General features: G+C 72.1%; 19 protein-coding genes. 6 read left to right on the plus strand and 13 right to left on the minus strand.

Annotated elements, in window-relative coordinates; genetic code table 11:
- Window positions 1–2: 2 nt before the first annotated feature.
- On the minus strand, window positions 3–335 hold the full coding sequence (locus AW274_RS02035) for a hypothetical protein (RefSeq protein WP_062428755.1): 333 nt from the start codon (window positions 333–335) through the stop codon (window positions 3–5).
- Window positions 336–371: 36 nt separating this feature from the next.
- Window positions 372–1,484 carry a tRNA dihydrouridine synthase DusB gene (dusB, locus tag AW274_RS02040; RefSeq protein ID WP_062428757.1) on the minus strand — a complete coding sequence of 371 codons (1,113 nt, stop codon included), beginning with the start codon at window positions 1,482–1,484 and terminating at the stop codon, window positions 372–374.
- A 51-nt stretch (window positions 1,485–1,535) separates the two neighbouring features.
- Between dusB and AW274_RS02045 the strand changes: the two genes are divergently transcribed.
- Entirely contained in the window at window positions 1,536–2,189 is a 654-nt protein-coding gene (locus AW274_RS02045) for an ACT domain-containing protein (protein WP_062428759.1), read from the plus strand.
- On the opposite strand, the gene AW274_RS02050 is transcribed toward AW274_RS02045, so the two are convergent.
- Genes AW274_RS02050 through AW274_RS02060 form a run of 3 tightly spaced genes read right to left on the minus strand, consistent with a single transcriptional unit; the run spans window position 2,177 to window position 4,300 of the window.
- Window positions 2,177–2,995 (minus strand): NAD-dependent epimerase/dehydratase family protein, encoded by an 819-nt coding sequence (locus AW274_RS02050; RefSeq protein ID WP_062428761.1) that lies wholly within the window; start codon window positions 2,993–2,995, stop codon window positions 2,177–2,179. The genes AW274_RS02045 and AW274_RS02050 overlap by 13 nt on opposite strands.
- A 14-nt stretch (window positions 2,996–3,009) precedes the next feature.
- Window positions 3,010–3,657, minus strand: coding sequence for an NAD-dependent epimerase/dehydratase family protein (locus tag AW274_RS02055; RefSeq protein WP_062428763.1), 648 nt, complete (start codon window positions 3,655–3,657; stop codon window positions 3,010–3,012).
- Window positions 3,658–3,667: 10 nt separating this feature from the next.
- Complete coding sequence (locus AW274_RS02060) at window positions 3,668–4,300, minus strand: 4'-phosphopantetheinyl transferase family protein (RefSeq protein ID WP_062428765.1); 633 nt, start codon at window positions 4,298–4,300, stop codon at window positions 3,668–3,670.
- A gap of 70 nt (window positions 4,301–4,370) precedes the next feature.
- On the opposite strand from AW274_RS02060, the gene AW274_RS02065 reads away from it, so the two are divergent.
- The gene (locus AW274_RS02065) at window positions 4,371–4,613 is read left to right on the plus strand and encodes a DUF5302 domain-containing protein (protein ID WP_198168981.1); all 243 of its coding nucleotides are present in this window, start codon (window positions 4,371–4,373) and stop codon (window positions 4,611–4,613) included.
- Window positions 4,614–4,715: 102 nt separating this feature from the next.
- Window positions 4,716–5,393 carry a hypothetical protein gene (locus tag AW274_RS02070; protein WP_198168982.1) on the plus strand — a complete coding sequence of 226 codons (678 nt, stop codon included), beginning with the start codon at window positions 4,716–4,718 and terminating at the stop codon, window positions 5,391–5,393.
- Here AW274_RS02070 and AW274_RS02075 read toward each other — a convergent pair.
- The 5 genes from AW274_RS02075 to AW274_RS02095 form a co-directional block, all read right to left on the minus strand.
- Entirely contained in the window at window positions 5,351–6,085 is a 735-nt protein-coding gene (locus AW274_RS02075; protein ID WP_198168983.1) for a phosphatase PAP2 family protein, read from the minus strand. The genes AW274_RS02070 and AW274_RS02075 overlap by 43 nt on opposite strands.
- A gap of 17 nt (window positions 6,086–6,102) precedes the next feature.
- Window positions 6,103–6,840, minus strand: coding sequence for a phosphatase PAP2 family protein (locus tag AW274_RS02080; protein ID WP_232319942.1), 738 nt, complete (start codon window positions 6,838–6,840; stop codon window positions 6,103–6,105).
- Window positions 6,841–6,898: 58 nt separating this feature from the next.
- Window positions 6,899–7,498 carry a hypothetical protein gene (locus tag AW274_RS02085; RefSeq protein WP_062428767.1) on the minus strand — a complete coding sequence of 200 codons (600 nt, stop codon included), beginning with the start codon at window positions 7,496–7,498 and terminating at the stop codon, window positions 6,899–6,901.
- Between the two features lie 77 nt (window positions 7,499–7,575).
- The gene (locus tag AW274_RS02090; RefSeq protein WP_062428770.1) at window positions 7,576–9,303 is read right to left on the minus strand and encodes an ABC transporter ATP-binding protein; all 1,728 of its coding nucleotides are present in this window, start codon (window positions 9,301–9,303) and stop codon (window positions 7,576–7,578) included.
- A gap of 65 nt (window positions 9,304–9,368) precedes the next feature.
- Window positions 9,369–9,857 (minus strand): hypothetical protein, encoded by a 489-nt coding sequence (locus AW274_RS02095; RefSeq protein ID WP_062428772.1) that lies wholly within the window; start codon window positions 9,855–9,857, stop codon window positions 9,369–9,371.
- 81 nt (window positions 9,858–9,938) lie between these two features.
- Here AW274_RS02095 and AW274_RS02100 point away from each other — a divergent pair, with 81 nt between their 5' ends.
- The 3 genes from AW274_RS02100 to AW274_RS02110 are packed head-to-tail and all read left to right on the plus strand — an operon-like array spanning window position 9,939 to window position 11,722.
- Window positions 9,939–10,229: a hypothetical protein gene (locus tag AW274_RS02100; RefSeq protein ID WP_062428776.1), complete on the plus strand. Its 291-nt coding sequence runs from the start codon at window positions 9,939–9,941 to the stop codon at window positions 10,227–10,229.
- A gap of 9 nt (window positions 10,230–10,238) precedes the next feature.
- Window positions 10,239–10,718 (plus strand): GNAT family N-acetyltransferase, encoded by a 480-nt coding sequence (locus AW274_RS02105; protein WP_062428778.1) that lies wholly within the window; start codon window positions 10,239–10,241, stop codon window positions 10,716–10,718.
- Window positions 10,715–11,722 (plus strand): alcohol dehydrogenase catalytic domain-containing protein, encoded by a 1,008-nt coding sequence (locus tag AW274_RS02110; RefSeq protein ID WP_062428780.1) that lies wholly within the window; start codon window positions 10,715–10,717, stop codon window positions 11,720–11,722. The genes AW274_RS02105 and AW274_RS02110 overlap by 4 nt, the downstream gene beginning before the upstream one ends.
- Here AW274_RS02110 and AW274_RS02115 read toward each other — a convergent pair.
- From AW274_RS02115 to AW274_RS02125, 3 genes are read right to left on the minus strand one after another with little or no spacing between them, the layout of a single operon-like run.
- The gene (locus AW274_RS02115) at window positions 11,712–13,817 is read right to left on the minus strand and encodes a heavy metal translocating P-type ATPase (RefSeq protein ID WP_062428782.1); all 2,106 of its coding nucleotides are present in this window, start codon (window positions 13,815–13,817) and stop codon (window positions 11,712–11,714) included. The genes AW274_RS02110 and AW274_RS02115 overlap by 11 nt on opposite strands.
- Before the next feature lies 1 nt (window position 13,818).
- On the minus strand, window positions 13,819–14,667 hold the full coding sequence (locus AW274_RS02120; protein WP_063813053.1) for a DUF8832 domain-containing protein: 849 nt from the start codon (window positions 14,665–14,667) through the stop codon (window positions 13,819–13,821).
- Window positions 14,664–14,876 carry a heavy-metal-associated domain-containing protein gene (locus AW274_RS02125; RefSeq protein WP_062428784.1) on the minus strand — a complete coding sequence of 71 codons (213 nt, stop codon included), beginning with the start codon at window positions 14,874–14,876 and terminating at the stop codon, window positions 14,664–14,666. Before AW274_RS02125 ends, AW274_RS02120 begins: the two co-directional genes overlap by 4 nt.
- Window positions 14,877–14,884: the final 8 nt, after the last annotated feature.

Here is a 14,884-nt window from a genome sequence, read left to right on the forward strand (position 1 = left end):
GGTCAGCCTCCCACCGGGCCGCAGTCGGACACGAAGGTGCCGAGCTGGCGGCAGGTCTGCAGCACGACGTCGGAGGCGTCGAGGTAGTGCCGGACCACGGTCCCGGCGCCGCCGGTGTTCTCGTCGTAGCCCTGGCCGGCGCCGCCGACGCCCACGTAGGTGCGGACCGACTGGCCGTCGGCCTCGGTGTCCCACACGTCGAGCACGCCCCGGTCGTGGACGGCCCGGCCGCCGCCGGGGGTCAGGGTGGTCACCGGGCCGCCCGCCGCCGCGCTCGCGGGCGCGGCCAGCAGGGCCGCCGTGGCGAGGGCGGCGACAGCCGATCTGCGACGCATGCAAGCACGATAAGTCACGAATCCATAAAGTGACTATCAACCGCCGGAAAGGGCGTCTTCCGCCTCGGGGACGGCGTAGTCGTCGGGGTCGTCGAGCCAGCCGTGCGGCAGGGCCACCTTCTGGCGTTCGCCGCTCTTGCCGCGCGGGCCATCGGCGGCCTCGCCGGGCCACGGCTGGTCGGGGTCGAGGCCCGACAGCCGCTCGCGCAGCTCGTCGATCGAGGCGGCCTGGGCGGTGAGCCGGCGGGTCTCCGCGCCGACGGAGAACGCCTTCAGATACCACCCGACGTGCTTGCGGAAGTCGGAGACGCCGTGCTTCTCGTCGCCCATCACCTCGACCAGGAGCTCGGCGTGGCGCAGCAGCATGGTGACGACCTCGCCGAGGCGGGGCTCGGCGCGCTCGGGCGAGCCGTTGAACGCGTTCTCCAGGTCGCGGAAGAGCCACGGCCGGCCGAGGCAACCGCGGCCGATCACGACGCCGTCGCAGCCGGTCTGGGCGACCATGCGCAGGGCGTCGTCGGCGGTCCAGATGTCGCCGTTGCCGAGCACCGGCACCTCGCCGGGCACGGCGTCGCGCAGGCGGGCGACGGCGTCCCAGTCGGCGAAGCCGCCGTAGTGCTGGATGGCGGTGCGGGCGTGCAGGGCCACGGCCTGCACGCCCTCTTCCGCGGCGATCCGGCCGGCGTCGAGGTAGGTGAGGTGGTCGTCGTCGATGCCCTTGCGCATCTTCACGGTCACCGGCAGGGGGCCCGCGTTGGCGACCACCTCGCGGATGATCGCCCGCAGCAGCCGCCGCTTGTAGGGCACCGCCGCGCCGCCGCCGCGCCGGGTCACCTTGGGCACCGGGCAGCCGAAGTTGAGGTCGATGTGGTCGGCCAGGTCTTCATCGGCGATGATCTTGGCGGCGCGGCCCATGTAGACCGGGTCGACGCCGTAGAGCTGGATGCTGCGGGGCGACTCGGCCGGGCCGAAGCGGATCATCTCGTAGGTCAGCGGGTTGCGTTCGACCAGCGCGCGCGAGGTGATCATCTCGCACACGAACAGGCCGCCGCCCTGCTCGCGGCAGAGCGTGCGGTAGGCGCGGTTGGTGATGCCGGCCATCGGGGCGAGCACCACCGGGGGCCAGACGTCGAGCGACCCGATTTTCATCTGCTCATTGTCGTCCACGGCCGGGGGTGACCGGTGCACTAGCCTGGTCGCATGCTGCTGCGGTTGCGGATCGCGCTGCCCGACCGTCCCGGCGCCCTGGGGGCGGTCACGCAGGCCCTCGGTGTCGCGGGGGCCGACATCATCCAGGTCGTCGTGCTCGACCGGGGCGACGAACGCGCGGTCGACGACTTCACCGTCTCGTGGCCCGACGCCGCGCCGCGCGAGCATCTCCTGCGGGCCCTCGACGAGATCCCCGACATCAAGGTCGAGGGCGTGTGGGCCACCCGCGAGGCGCCGGGCACCTTCCCCGAGCTGGAGGTGCTCAAGTTCCTGACCACCGCCGGAGAACGCGCGCTGCCCACCCTGGTCGACGCGATGCCGGTGATCTTCAGCGCCGACTGGGCGGCCTGCGCGGCCGACGGCAGCCACGACGTGGTCTGCGCCAGCTGGCGGGCGCCCGAGTCGGTCAGGTTCCCCGAGCTGGTCCCGGCCCGGCCGGTGGCCGCGACGCTCGACTCGGGGGTCCACGTGGTCAACGCGCCGCTGCCGCCGCTGGCCTTGACGCTGGTGCTGGCCCGGGTCGAGGGGCCCGCCTTTCACCGCATCGAGGTGGCGCGGCTGGCCCGGATCCTCGACATCTTCCTGCTGCTGCCCGCCATCGAGGCGGGCGCCGAGCGCGCCTTCCGGTCGTCTCAGCCCACGTGATCGCGCCAGGAGTGCTGAGGGTCGTACCCGAGCACCTTCCTGGCCTTGTCGATCGACAGCAGCGTGCCGAACTCGCCCACGTCGTGGGTGAACTCGACGCCCGGGAACTCCTCGCGCATCAGGTCGGCCGAGGGGCGGTCCATCACGGTGTCGGCCGCCGCGATCACGAAGCTCTCGGCCCCGGTGACCTCGGCGGTCAGGGCCAGGCGGCAACTCTGCGCGACGTCGCGCACGTCGACGTAGCCCCACAGGTTGAAGCGCCGCGAGGCGGGGTCGGCCCAGTACGACGGGACGTTCGCGTAGTCCTCGGGCAGGTGGATGTTGGACAGGCGCAGGGCCACGAACGGGATGCCCGACCAGGCCGCGACGTGCTCGGCGGTGGTCTCGGTGACGACCTTCGACAACGCGTAGGCGGTCGTCGGCACCGGATAGTGGGCCTCGTCGACCGGCGCGTAGCGGGGGGCGTCGTCGAAGGGCAGGCCCAGGGTGGTCTCGCTGGAGGCCCAGACGACGCGGCGCAGCTTGAGGGTGGCCGCCGCCAGGAACACGTTGGCGTTCATGGTCACGTTGCGCTGGAAGGTGACGGCCGGGGTGGCCAGGCCGGGGGCGGGGATGTTGGCCAGGTGGACGACGGCCGAGCAGCCTTCGAGGACCTCGATCGCCTGCCCGTGGTCGGTCAGGTCGGCGGCCAGCACGCCGGGACCGGCGAGGTCGGTGGCGACCACGTCGTAGCCGTGGTCGCGCAGGTCGGCGACGACCGCCCGGCCCGCCTTCCCGGCCGCGCCGGTGACACAGATGCGTTCCATGGCTCGGAAGCCTTTCACATCCGGGCGAGCCGGTTGATACCGGTCGCATACAGGATTTTCGGGGCTTTTGCTCCGCGTGCCAGGGTGAGCATGGCCCGGCCGATCGCCTCGGTGGTGGTCACCATCCGGGGGAACAACCGGGAGAACACCGGCCAGATCGGCGTGCCGATCATGTACAGCACCCGGTAGGCCCGGGTCTTGCTGGTCGCGCCGTGCAGGGCCCTGATCACGCCGGGGCGCATCGCGAAGGCCCGGTCGAACCGCTCGAAGAGCGCGTTCTCGGTCTCGCCCTTCACCCGGGCCCACATCCGCCGCCCATCGGGGTCGGCGCCCTGCGCCGAGACGTACACGAAGGTCACGTCGCGCCGCAGCGTGCGGGCGACGTCGGTGGTCAGCGTGTACGTCACCTGCCGGTAGTCGGCCTCGGACATCCCGCCCGAGCTGACCCCGACGCAGAAGAAACACGCGTCGAACCCCTGCAGGAACGCCGCGTACCCGGCCGGTTGCGAGACGTCGGAGATCACTTCGGTGAGTTTGGGGTCGGTGACGCCGGTGGGCGTGCGCCCGACGACGAGCACCTCGGACACGTCGGGGGCGAGCAGGCACTCCCGCAGGACCCCCTGGCCGACCATTCCGGTCGCCCCGAACACGATCACTCGCACATAACCGACATTACGCCTGCACGACCACGGAGGTGACGAGCAGTCCGCCCTCGGCCGCCCAGCGGCCCTCGAACACCGGTAACGGCGAGTCGACGAGGATCCGGGCGCTGAACACACCATCACCGAAGGTCACATGCGCGTCCTCGAACCCCAGCCAGCGCCCGGTGATCGGGAACCACGCCTTGTAGACCGACTCCTTGGCGGAGAACAGCAGCCGGTCCCAGGCCACCACCGGCCGGGACGCCAGCAGCCGCCCGACGTCCATCTGCTCCTCGGGCGAGGCGACCGCGCCCAGCACCCCTTCGGGCACGGGCTGGTCGGGCTCGGCGTCGATGCCGATCGAGGCGATCACGTCGTCGGGGGCCACGGCGGCGGCCCGGTAGCCGTCGCAGTGGGTCATGCTGCCCACGATGCCCTTGGGCCACAGGGGTTCGCGCTTGGGGCCCGAGAGGATGGGCACGTCGGCGTGCCCGAACGACGAGAGGGCCTGGCGGGCGCACCAGCGGGCGGTGGCGAACTCGGCCTGACGGCGCGGCACGGCGCGGGCGACCAGAGGCTCCTCCTCGGGGAGGGGCCGCACGCCGGGCGGGTCGCCGAAGCTCTCGTGCCACACGACGCCCGGGGGAAGCACCGATCCCAGCATGAAACGCCCCCTTTCCGGCTGGACCTTACCGCCTGGAGGGTCACGGTAAAGTGACAGCCCAGGAGGTCCGATGTCTGACAGCACACCCGAATCCGCCGTCGAGGCGGAGGTGACCGACGAGTCGATCGACGGGGTCGCCGACGAGGCGAACGCGGAAGACGAGCTCAAGCGGAAGTTCCGCGAGGCTCTCGACCGTAAGCGCCAGGCGCAGTCCGACCGCAACGGGAAGGGTGCCCGGGGGTCGTCCAAGATCCACGGCACGCACGAGGCCGCCGGCGGCAAACGTTCGTTTCGCCGCAAGAGCGGGGGCTGACACCCGCTGAAAGGGGCCGCCATCGGTGGGGGGCCTTCCGATCCGCGTGATCCAGGCGCACTATGGAAAGTGACATCCTGGGCGAAATCGCATGGAGCGGCTGTGCAAGGTCACCTTCCGGCGGCGGTCCCGCTGCTGTCCCGAGGCAAGCACCGCAACCCGCGCAAGGGTGCGTGTTTCATGGAGTTCGCGTCCTATCTGGCCGGTGAGCGCTGGAGCGACCACCCGGCCTGCACGCATCCGCTGCTGGCGGCGATGGCGCGGCTTGTCAACGACTACACGACCGACACCAACCGGCAGCGGCTCGCGCCGCTGATCCCGTCGGTGATCGGGCTCACCACCAACGATCCACGGGCCGACGTCCGGATCGCGCTGCGCGCGGCCACGACGGCGCTGCCGGTGGTCGCGGCCGAACGGCAACTGGCCCTCGCGGTCTCGGTGCTGGCGGCCGAGCACGTCCTGGCCGACCTCGAAGGCCGGGAACCCGGCCTCGAACCGGCCAGCCAGGAGGCGCTCGACCTGGTGCCCGACGCCGCCCGCTGGGCCTACGGCTTCCGCAGCGGGGTCAAGGTGTCCCGCCGCGGCTTCCGCCGCTACGCGGCGCCGAACACGGTCCAGCTGGCCGTACGGGGCGTCTCGCAGGCGTGCGTCGAAGATCCCGACCGGATCCTGCGCGGCCTGCTGACCATGGCCATCGACGAGGTCAGGGCCATGGTCGACGGCCCCGTCGACGGCGATCAGGTGGAGACGCGGCCGCTGGCCTTCAGAGCGGGCCTGTAGAGGGCCCCGCCGGCGAGGATCGCCACACAGGCCGCGCCGAGCATGAAGCCCCAGCTGACGTCGGTCAGGTGGTGCATGCCCCGGTAGAGCCGCGAGGCGGCGATGCCCAGCGGCACCGCCAGGCCGATCGCGAGCAGGATCCACCGCAGGATCGCGTGCCGGTGCAGGTGCAGGCCGAGCACGACGGCGACGCCGAGATAGAAGGCGACGCCCGCGCTGGTGTGCCCGGAGGGCCAGCTGGAGGTGGGCGGCGCCGGGTCGAGGTGGGCCACCTCGGGCCGGGGCCGCTCCGACACGACCGTCGACGCCAGGAAGATCAGCGACTGCGCCCACACGGCGAAGATCAGGAACACCGACTCCCGCCACCGCTTGTACGCGATCCGGAACCCGATCGCGAAGATCGCCGTGGCCACCACGATCACCGGCGTGTCGGAGAACGACGACACGACGTCGGTGACGCCGTTCCAGAACGGCGACCGCTCCCCCGCGACCTCCCGGCTGACCTCCTCGTCGCGGGCGATCAGCCAGCTGTCGCCCAGCACCCGCACCAGCAGCAGGCCGGTGCCGAGCGTGGCGATCAGCAGGACGAACAGCGGCAGCAGCACCCGCCGCCCGACCTCTTTGAAGTCGACCCGCTGCCACGGACGCTCGTGGGCGTGCTCGCGGGTCGCCGGGGGGCTCGTCGTCACCATTGGGGCTCCAATCTGATTCATCGGGGCTCTCCCGTGCCCTTCGGGGCGGCCATCTCCGGCTCGACCCCCTCGATGTAGGGGTCGACCGGCCGCCGGCCCATCCGCCGCCGCCAGGCCTCGAACCCGGCGGCCGTCGCGGCCACCACCACCAGCGCCAGGATCAGCCCGGCCACCACGTCGCTGAGCCAGTGCACGCCGAGGGCGACCCGGGTGAAGGCGACCGTCACCGACGCCAGCGCGGCCAGCGTCCAGGCGACCGCCCGCCACGCCCCGTGCAGGACGGGCAGCAGCAGGAGCACCAGGGTGACCGCGCCCAGCGCGGCGTTGAGGGCGTGGCCCGAGGGGAACGACCAGCCGGGCGCCCAGGAGACCGGGTCGGGCAACATCGGCCGGGCCCGCTCCACGGCGATCTTCACGGCCAGCCCGATCAGCCCGCCCGCGACCACGGTCGTGATCGCCCAGATGGCCAGCCGGGGGGCGCCGCGCAGCAGCATGTACACGGCCGCGGCCCCGACCAGCACCCGCCACGTCTCCGGCGCGAGGGCGTTGGTGATGAACTCCATCGCCCGGGCGAAGCCGGGGTTGCTCAGCGCGTAGGAGTGCAGATCGGCGGCGACGCCCTGGTCGAAGCGGTTGAGTGGGGTGAAGGCGCTCTTCACCAAAACCAGCAGGATCATGAACGGGACCAGCAGAAGCGCGGCCGCCAGGGTCGCGGCCGTCAGCCGCGCGCCCAGGGCGCCGTCGGGTCCCTGCATCCATCGGCGCATCTCCGTCATGGGCCGCCGTGCTACCCCGGCGCGGGGCGATCGAACATCAACATCCCACGCGCAAGGGGGCCTTCGCCGACCAGCGGCCCGAGGCGGCGTCCTGGGCGCGGGCGTAGGCGTTGGGGGCGCCGGAGCAGTGGGGCAGGCCGGTCTTCTTGCCCCAGCTGCCGCCCGGGTAGCCGGGGAACTCGGCGGCGGCGATCACGCCGCTCCAGACCAGCGCGCCGCCCGGCCGGCGGACGTAGAGCTTGACCTGGCCGACGTTGTAGTGGCTGCCGTTGAGCTTGACGACGTGGCCCTCGGTGGTGATCCACAGTTTCGCGAGCATGCGCCGGGAGTCGGCCGCCGCGTTGTCGGCCCTGGCCTGGGCGCGCACCGAGGGGATGACGCACACGTCGTCCTCGTGGAAGGCCTCGCGCCAGACGTAGCCCTCGACGCAGGTGTGGTCGTCGCCGGCCCAGCGGGTCGCCTTGAGCGCGTTGTCGGCCAGGGTCGCCGCCCGCGTCGCCGGGGTCACGCAGACCCGGTCGGCGGGGCGGGCGGCACGGTACACGAAGCCCTCACGGCAGAGCTGGGGGGCGGCGGAGGCGGGGGCGGCCGCGGCGCCGAGGAGGAGCGCGGCGGCCGTGAGGGTACGCAGGATCATGGGTGGAGCTCCAGAAGGGCGTGGGTGTTGCCCTCCCTTATGCACCGGAGCGCCTGCAGAATCCTTGCAAACCCGTGTCAGGCCGACTGGAGCAGGGCGTACGCGCCGCCCGCGCGCAGCAGTTCGTCGTGGGAGCCGGTCTCGGCGACGCGGCCGTGCTCCATGACCACGATGCGGTCGGCGTTCCGGATCGTGGACAGCCGGTGGGCCACCACCAGCACCGTCCGGCCGGCGACGAGGCGGGCCATGGCCTGCTGGATCAGCTGCTCCGATCGGGTGTCGAGGGCCGAGGTCGCCTCGTCGAGGATCAGGATGCGGGGGTCCCTGATGAGGGCGCGGGCGATGGCCAGCCGCTGCTTCTGGCCGCCCGACAGTCGGGCGCCGCGCTCGCCGACCACGGTGTCCCAGCCCTCGGGCAGCCGGTCGACGAACTCGGCGGCGTTGGCGTCCTCCAGCGCGCGGCGGACCACCTCATCGGGCACGTCGGGCAGGCCGTAGGTGACGTTCTCCCGGACGCTGCCCTCGAACAGGGTCGACTCCTGCGGCACCACCGACACGAACCGCCGGTAGGTGCGCAGGTCGAGGATCTCCATGTCGACGCCGTCGAGCAGGATGCGGCCCTCGGTGGGGCGCAGGAAGCCGATGACGAGGTTGAGGACGGTGGACTTGCCCGCGCCGGAGGCGCCGACGAGGGCCACGGTCTCGCCGGGGCGTACCGACAGGGATAGGTCCTCGACGCCGTAGGTGAAGGAGACGTCCTGGAAGTCGAGGCGGCCGGTCACCTCGGCGACCTCGGCCTTGCCGTCGTTGTGCTCCAGGTCGGGGGCCTGCAGGACCTCGCCGATCGAGCGCACCGACTCCAGCCCCTTGCTGATGATCGGGGTCAGGCTCATCAGGGAGGTGACCGCGGTGGTCAGGGTGGTGAAGAAGGTGCTGAGCATGACCACGTCGCCGGGGGTCAGGGCGAACACGCGGTGGTACGACACCAGCGCCGCCCCCGCCAGGCACACGACGCCGAGGGTGTTGAGCAGGATCCAGGCCAGCGAGCCGAACCGGCCGTTGACGAGGTCGAGCCGCAGGCCGGTGCGGAGCACCGTGCGCAGGGTGCCGTCGACGCGGTGCAGGGCGTCCTTCTCCAGGCCGTGGGCGCGGGTGATCGGGATCAGGTGGGTCATCTCGGTGACCCGGGAGGACAACCGCTCGACCTCGACGCGGAAGCTCTCGTTGTCGGTGCGCATGCGGTCGCGCATCCGCATCACCAGGATCGCGGCGGCCGGGACGACGAGCAGGAAGACGGGCAGCGCCTGCGGCACCTTGACGGCGATGACGGTCACCCCGCCCGCCAGCATCACCAGCGCCGACAGGCCGATGTCGCCGGCCTGCTGCGACATCGTCTCGACGCTCTCGACGTCGCGGATGACCTTGGTCTGCAGCACCCCGGCGCTGACCCGGGCGTGGTAGCCGATCGAGAGCTGCTGCATCCGGGCGCACAACGAGGAGCGCAACCCGGTGCTCACCTTGCGGATGGTGCCGCTGAGGCGGCGTACATAGAGCAGGTGGAAGGGGTAGTTCAGGGTGAGCAGCAGGCACAGCACCCCGGCGTTGAGCCAGATGCCGGCGACCGGTCCCCGGTCGACCAGGACGTCGATGATGTTGGCGGTGACCAGCGGCAGCATCCACGTGGGGCTGTGCTTGAACACGAAGGCGACCACCGCGATCAGGAGAGATGCGCGGTGGTCGCGGTAGAGGTAGGCGAGCGTCCGGATCGGATGTTCGCCCCGGTAGCGGTGGTCCAGTTCACCCATCGTTGTCCCCAGCGCAAAATATCTACAGATTCAGGGTAGATCTTCGCATCTCAGGATTAACGGGGTCATATCGTGGCGTAAACCACCTTCCACGCCCCGCCGTAGAGGCACTGGACGGAGACCTTGGTGGTCTTGGCCTCGGAGCAGACCTTCAGCTCGACGAGGGTGGCCTTCTTGTACGTGAAGCTGTAGGAGACCGGCGTCTTGTAGGTGCAGTCGCGGAAGGTCTTGTGGGTGAAGGGCTGGTTGCCGCCCTTCTGGTAGGTGATCCGGAAGACCGCGTAGCCGCAGCCGGAGCCCTTGGTCAGGTCGCTGATCTTGCCGCTGACCTTGATGTCGGCGTTCTCGATGACGGCGCCGGGGTTGGTGATCACACCGGTCAGGGAGCCCTTGGTGTACGCCCGCTTGCCCGAGCTGTAGCGCTCGAACTTCTTGGCGGGGGCCTGCTGGGCGAGGTCGGTCTTGGACGCGACCGGGGGTTTGTCGGCGAAGGCGGGGGCGGAGGGGACGAGGACGAGGGCGAGAGCTGCGACGAGGCCGCCAAGGAGGCGCACGGCTGGTTCCCTTCGGGGGTGTTTCGCTTGTTGTGGTGACACCATCTCCACAACTCCTTGCACGCCGCTTACGATCCGGTTATGAAGGCCCTGAACGCCCGCCGTGTCGCCTGGGAAGGCGCCCGTGTCGTCGTCGAGGCGTCGACGGCCGAGGCCTATTGGTGGGTCAACGACATGATCGGCCGCTACCTGGGCGTCATGTACCAGCTGAAGCTGGCCGAGACCCGGCTGCGCCTCCTGGAGGACGACGAGTTCACGGTCGCCGAGACCGGCGCCTGGCGGGCCCGCCTCGACGACCTGCTGGCCGAGCGGCCCGACCTGACCCCGGTCGTGGCCGACCTGACCAAGGAGACCTCGGCCCGCCTTCCCTAGGCTGACCGCATGACGATCCGTCCCGCCGGGCCCGGCGACCTCGCGTCGGTCGCCGCCGTCTACGAGCACTACGCGCGCACCACCGTCATCACCTTCGACGAGGCCGGGCTCGACCGGGCGGCGTGGGAGGCCAAGGCCGGCACCGGGTGGCCCTTCCTGGTGGCCGAGGTCGAGGGGGTCGTGGCGGGGTTCGGGTACGCGGGGCCGTACCGGCCGAAACCGGCCTATCGCTACACGGTGGAGGATTCCCTCTATATTTCCCCCGAGTACACCGGACGGGGGCTCGGGCGGGCCCTGCTGCGCGAGCTGATGGTCCGGTCGAGGGAAGCGGGGGCCAGACAGATGATCGCGGTGATCGCCGACGCGCAGCCCGCGTCGGTGGGCCTGCACGTCGCCGAGGGGTTCACCGAGGCCGGGCGGCTGCGGGACGTGGGGTTCAAACTGGGGCGCTGGGTCGACACCGCCCTCTACCAGAGGGCGTTGTCATGAGGGCGGTCGTGTACGACGCCGTCAAGGAGCGGCCCACGGTCCGCGAGGTGCCCGACCCGGTCGCCGGACCGGGCGAGGTGGTCGTGCGGGTCGAGGCGACCGGCCTGTGCCGGAGCGACTGGCACGGGTGGCAGGGCCACGACTCCGACATCCAGACCTTCCCGCACGTGCCGGGGCACGAGTTCGCGGGCGTGATCGCCGACGTCGGGCCGGGCGTGACGGGCTGGGCGGCCGGCGACCGGGTCACCGCGCCGTTCATCTTCGCCTGCGGCGTGTGCGCCCAGTGCCGCGCGGGCGACCACCAGGTGTGCCCGGCGCAAACCCAGCCGGGCTTCACCCACTGGGGCTCCTACGCCGAGTACGTCGTCGTGCGGAACGCGGCGGTCAACCTGATCGCGCTGCCCGCCGACCTGTCGTTCGGGGCCGCCGCCGCGCTCGGCTGCCGGTTCGCGACCGCGTTCCGGGCCGTCGTCCACCAGGGGCGGGTGCGTCCCGGCGAGTGGGTGGCCGTGCACGGATGCGGCGGGGTCGGGTTGTCGGCGGTGATGATCGCGGCGGCGGCCGGGGCCCGGGTGGTCGCGGTCGACGTCAACCCCGACGCGCTCGCGCTGGCCGCCGCGGCGGGGGCCGCGGAGACGCTGCCGCCGGGCCGCCTCGACCGGCTGGTCGAGCTCACCGGCGGCGTCCACCTGTCGATGGACGCCTTCGGCTCCGCCGCGACCTGCCGGAACTCGATCGGGAGCCTGCGCAGGCGGGGGCGGCACGTGCAGATCGGGCTGCTGCCCGGTGACACCGAGCTCTCGATGGGCCGGGTCATCGCGTGGGAGCTGGAACTCCTCGGCAGCCACGGCATGCCCGCCCACGCCTATCCCGAGATGCTCGCCCTCATCGAGAACGGCTCGCTGGCGCCCGAACTGCTGATCACCCGGACCATCCCCCTGGACGAGGCGCCCGAGGCGCTCGTCCAGGGCGGGCGGCCCGGGGTGACGCTGATCAGCCCTTGAAGGCGCGCAGCCGCAGGCTGTTGGCGACCACGAACACCGACGACAGCGCCATCGCCGCCCCGGCGATCATGGGGCTGAGCAGGCCGAGGGCGGCCAGCGGCAGGGCCGCCACGTTGTAGGCGAAGGCCCAGAACAGGTTGCCCTTGATGGTCCGCAGGGTCCGGCGCGACAACCGGATCGCCGCGGCGGCCACCCGCAGGTCGCCCCTGACCAGGGTCAGGTCGGCGGCCTCGATGGCGGCGTCGGTGCCGGTGCCCATGGCCAGCCCCAGGTCGGCCTGGGCCAGCGCGGCGGCGTCGTTGACGCCGTCGCCCACCATGGCGACCACGCGGCCCTCGGCCTGGAGCCGTTTGACGGCCTCGACCTTGCCCGCCGGGAGGACCCCGGCGACGACCTCGTCGATGCCGACCTGACCGGCGATCTCGCGGGCGACGGCCTCGTGGTCGCCGGTCAGCAGGACCGGCCGCAGCCCGAGCGCGCGCAGCTGGCCGATCGCGGCGGCCGACGACGGCTTCAGCACGTCGCTCACCGTCATGACGGCGGCGCGCACGCCGTCGATCGTGACGGCCACGCCCTGCTCGGCCCGGCCGACGGCCACCTCGCGGCCCTCGACGACGCCCCGCACGCCCACTCCGGCCGTCGCGGCGAAGTCGGCGACCGGCGGCAGGTCGGTGTGGCCCTTGACCAGCGCCCGCGCGATGGGGTGCTCGGAGGCGTGCTCGACGGCGGCGGCCAGGCGGCGGACCTCCTGCTCGTCGAAGCCCTCCTCGACGCGGACCTCGACCAGCGTCATGCGGCCCTCGGTGACCGTGCCCGTCTTGTCGAGCACGACCGTGTCGACCCGCCGGGTCGATTCGAGCGCCTCGGGGCCCTTGATGAGGATGCCGAGCTGCGCGCCCCGGCCGGTGCCGACCAGCAGCGCGGTCGGGGTGGCCAGGCCCAGGGCGCACGGGCAGGCGATGATCAGCACCGCCACTGCGGCGGTGAAGGCCGCCACCGGGCCCGCGACCGGGAGCCAGAAGCCGAGCGTGGCCACCGCGAGGGCGATCACGACCGGCACGAAGACGCCGGAGATCCGGTCGGCGAGCCGCTGCACGCGGGCCTTGCCGGTCTGGGCCTCCTCGACCATGCGGGCCATCTGCGCCAGCGTGGTGTCGGACCCGACGCGGGTGGCCCGGACGACCAGCCGCCCGCCCGCGTTGACGGTCGCGCCGGTGACCGCGTCGCCGGCCCGCACCTCGACCGGCATCGACTCGCCGGTCAGCATCGAGGCGTCGACCGCCGAGGCGCCCTCGTGGACGACGCCGTCGGTGGCGATCTTCTCGCCGGGCCGGACCACGAACAGGTCGCCCGCTTTGAGCAGCTCGGCCGGGATCCGGCTCTCCTTGCCGTCGCGCAGCACCGCGACGTCCTTGGCGCCGAGCTCCATCAGGGTGCGCAGGGCGTCGCCGGCGCGGCGTTTGGCGCGGGCCTCGAAGTAGCGCCCGGCCAGCAGGAACGCCGTCACGCCCGCGGCGGTCTCCAGGTAGATGTTGCCGGCGCCGTCGCTGCGCTCGATCGCGAACGAGAACGGGTGGACCATGCCGGGCTCCCCGGCCGTGCCGAGGAACAGCGCCCACAACGACCAGCCGAAGGCGGCCAGCGTGCCGAGCGACACCAGCGTGTCCATGGTGGCCGCGCCGTGGCGGAGGTTGGTCCAGGCGGCCTTGTGGAACGGCCACCCGGCGTAGACGACGACCGGGGCGGCCAGGGTCAGGGAGAGCCACTGCCAGGAGGTGAACTGGAGCGCCGGGATCATCGCCATCGCGATCACGGGGACCGCGAGCACGACGGCGGTGATCAGCCGGGTCTTCAGCGGGTCGCCCTCGGCGGCCTCGGGCTTCTCCTCGGGCAGCGTCGCGCTGTATCCGGCCTTCTCCACCTCTTCGACCAGCGTGCGCACCGACACCCCGGGCGCGAAGACGACGTTGGCCTTCTCGGTGGCGTAGTTGACGGTGGCGGTCACGCCGTCGATCTTGTTGAGCTTGCGTTCGATCCGGTTGGCGCACGACGCGCAGGTCATGCCGCCGATGGAGAGCTGGATGAGGTTGGGCATGTCATCCCTCCAGCGTGAACGACGCGGTGCGGACCTCGCCGTCGTGCTTGAAGTCGAAGAACAACCGGTAGGCGCCGCCCTCGGGGGGCGCCTGGGCCATGAAGACGAGCCCGGTCATCGGGTGGACGTGCAGGTAGGCCAGGTCGCCGGCGCGCAGCATGACCAGATGGCCCTGGGCGCCCAGGTAGGGCTCCGGGTCGACCGGCGTGCCGTCTCTGCTGACCGCGAGGGCGAGCGGCGAGGGCTGGCCGGGGTTCATCTCGCCCTGGAGGGTGACGGTGTAGCCGTCGACGGTGGACGTCCGGCTCGTCTTGGGGAACGGGTCGGGCTCGAAGTCGCCCGGGGCGGTCAGGTCGGCGCCGAGGGTGAGGGCCGGGCCGCCTTCGGGGGCGAAGTCGGCGTACATGCGGTAGGCGCCGGGTTCCGGGAGGGCGAGCGGGATGGTCCAGGTGCCGTCGGGGGCCAGCTCGGGGTGGAGGTGCTGGAAGCCGCCCAGGTCGCGGGGGGCCACGATCAGGTGCAGCTTCTTCTCGTGGGCGACCTGGTAGCCGGTGACCGGCTTGCCGTCGGGGCCGACGATGTGGAAGGCGAAGTCGTGGCTCTTTCCCGGTTCCAGCGTGGTGGTCGCGGGGCGCAGGCGGTAGCCGTCTTGGGAGATCTGCAGGCCGCCCGGCACGCTCGGGGCGGTCTCGCCGGTCTCCTCGTGGGCGTGCCCGCCGTGGGCGGGCTCGGGAGAGTAGGCGACCTGACCTCGTGGCGGGTCCTCCTGGGTGACGCCGACCGCGTAGGCCCCGCCGAAGACGACGGCGAGGCCGGCGGCGAAGACGCCCAGCTTCGTGGCGGTGTTCACGCCGGGCCCACCAAGGTGTAGCCGGCCTCCTCGACGGCGGCCTTGAGGGCGGTCTCGTCGACCGGGCTCTCGCTGGTCACGGTCACCGTGCCCGTCGGCACGTCGACCTTGACGTCGCTCACGCCCGCGATGGCGCGGACCTCTTCGGAGACGGAGCTGGCGCAGTGTCCGCAGGTCATGCCGGTGACGGTGTATGCGGTGACGGTCATGGCGGTTC

Origin of the sequence: Herbidospora daliensis (genome assembly GCF_001570585.1) — a bacterium.
Lineage (GTDB): Bacteria > Actinomycetota > Actinomycetes > Streptosporangiales > Streptosporangiaceae > Herbidospora > Herbidospora daliensis.

What these genes read in the sequence shown, in the direction of transcription:
- AW274_RS02035 (WP_062428755.1), bottom strand. Translation starts at nt 335, where the DNA reads ATGCGTCGCAGATCGGCTGTCGCCGCCCTCGCCACGGCGGCCCTGCTG.
- dusB (WP_062428757.1), bottom strand. Translation starts at nt 1,484, where the DNA reads ATGAAAATCGGGTCGCTCGACGTCTGGCCCCCGGTGGTGCTCGCCCCG.
- AW274_RS02045 (WP_062428759.1), top strand. Translation starts at nt 1,536, where the DNA reads ATGCTGCTGCGGTTGCGGATCGCGCTGCCCGACCGTCCCGGCGCCCTG.
- AW274_RS02050 (WP_062428761.1), bottom strand. Translation starts at nt 2,995, where the DNA reads ATGGAACGCATCTGTGTCACCGGCGCGGCCGGGAAGGCGGGCCGGGCG.
- AW274_RS02060 (WP_062428765.1), bottom strand. Translation starts at nt 4,300, where the DNA reads ATGCTGGGATCGGTGCTTCCCCCGGGCGTCGTGTGGCACGAGAGCTTC.
- AW274_RS02065 (WP_198168981.1), top strand. Translation starts at nt 4,371, where the DNA reads ATGTCTGACAGCACACCCGAATCCGCCGTCGAGGCGGAGGTGACCGAC.
- AW274_RS02075 (WP_198168983.1), bottom strand. Translation starts at nt 6,085, where the DNA reads ATGGTGACGACGAGCCCCCCGGCGACCCGCGAGCACGCCCACGAGCGT.
- AW274_RS02080 (WP_232319942.1), bottom strand. Translation starts at nt 6,840, where the DNA reads ATGCAGGGACCCGACGGCGCCCTGGGCGCGCGGCTGACGGCCGCGACC.
- AW274_RS02085 (WP_062428767.1), bottom strand. Translation starts at nt 7,498, where the DNA reads ATGATCCTGCGTACCCTCACGGCCGCCGCGCTCCTCCTCGGCGCCGCG.
- AW274_RS02090 (WP_062428770.1), bottom strand. Translation starts at nt 9,303, where the DNA reads ATGGGTGAACTGGACCACCGCTACCGGGGCGAACATCCGATCCGGACG.
- AW274_RS02100 (WP_062428776.1), top strand. Translation starts at nt 9,939, where the DNA reads ATGAAGGCCCTGAACGCCCGCCGTGTCGCCTGGGAAGGCGCCCGTGTC.
- AW274_RS02105 (WP_062428778.1), top strand. Translation starts at nt 10,239, where the DNA reads ATGACGATCCGTCCCGCCGGGCCCGGCGACCTCGCGTCGGTCGCCGCC.
- AW274_RS02110 (WP_062428780.1), top strand. Translation starts at nt 10,715, where the DNA reads ATGAGGGCGGTCGTGTACGACGCCGTCAAGGAGCGGCCCACGGTCCGC.
- AW274_RS02115 (WP_062428782.1), bottom strand. Translation starts at nt 13,817, where the DNA reads ATGCCCAACCTCATCCAGCTCTCCATCGGCGGCATGACCTGCGCGTCG.
- AW274_RS02125 (WP_062428784.1), bottom strand. Translation starts at nt 14,876, where the DNA reads ATGACCGTCACCGCATACACCGTCACCGGCATGACCTGCGGACACTGC.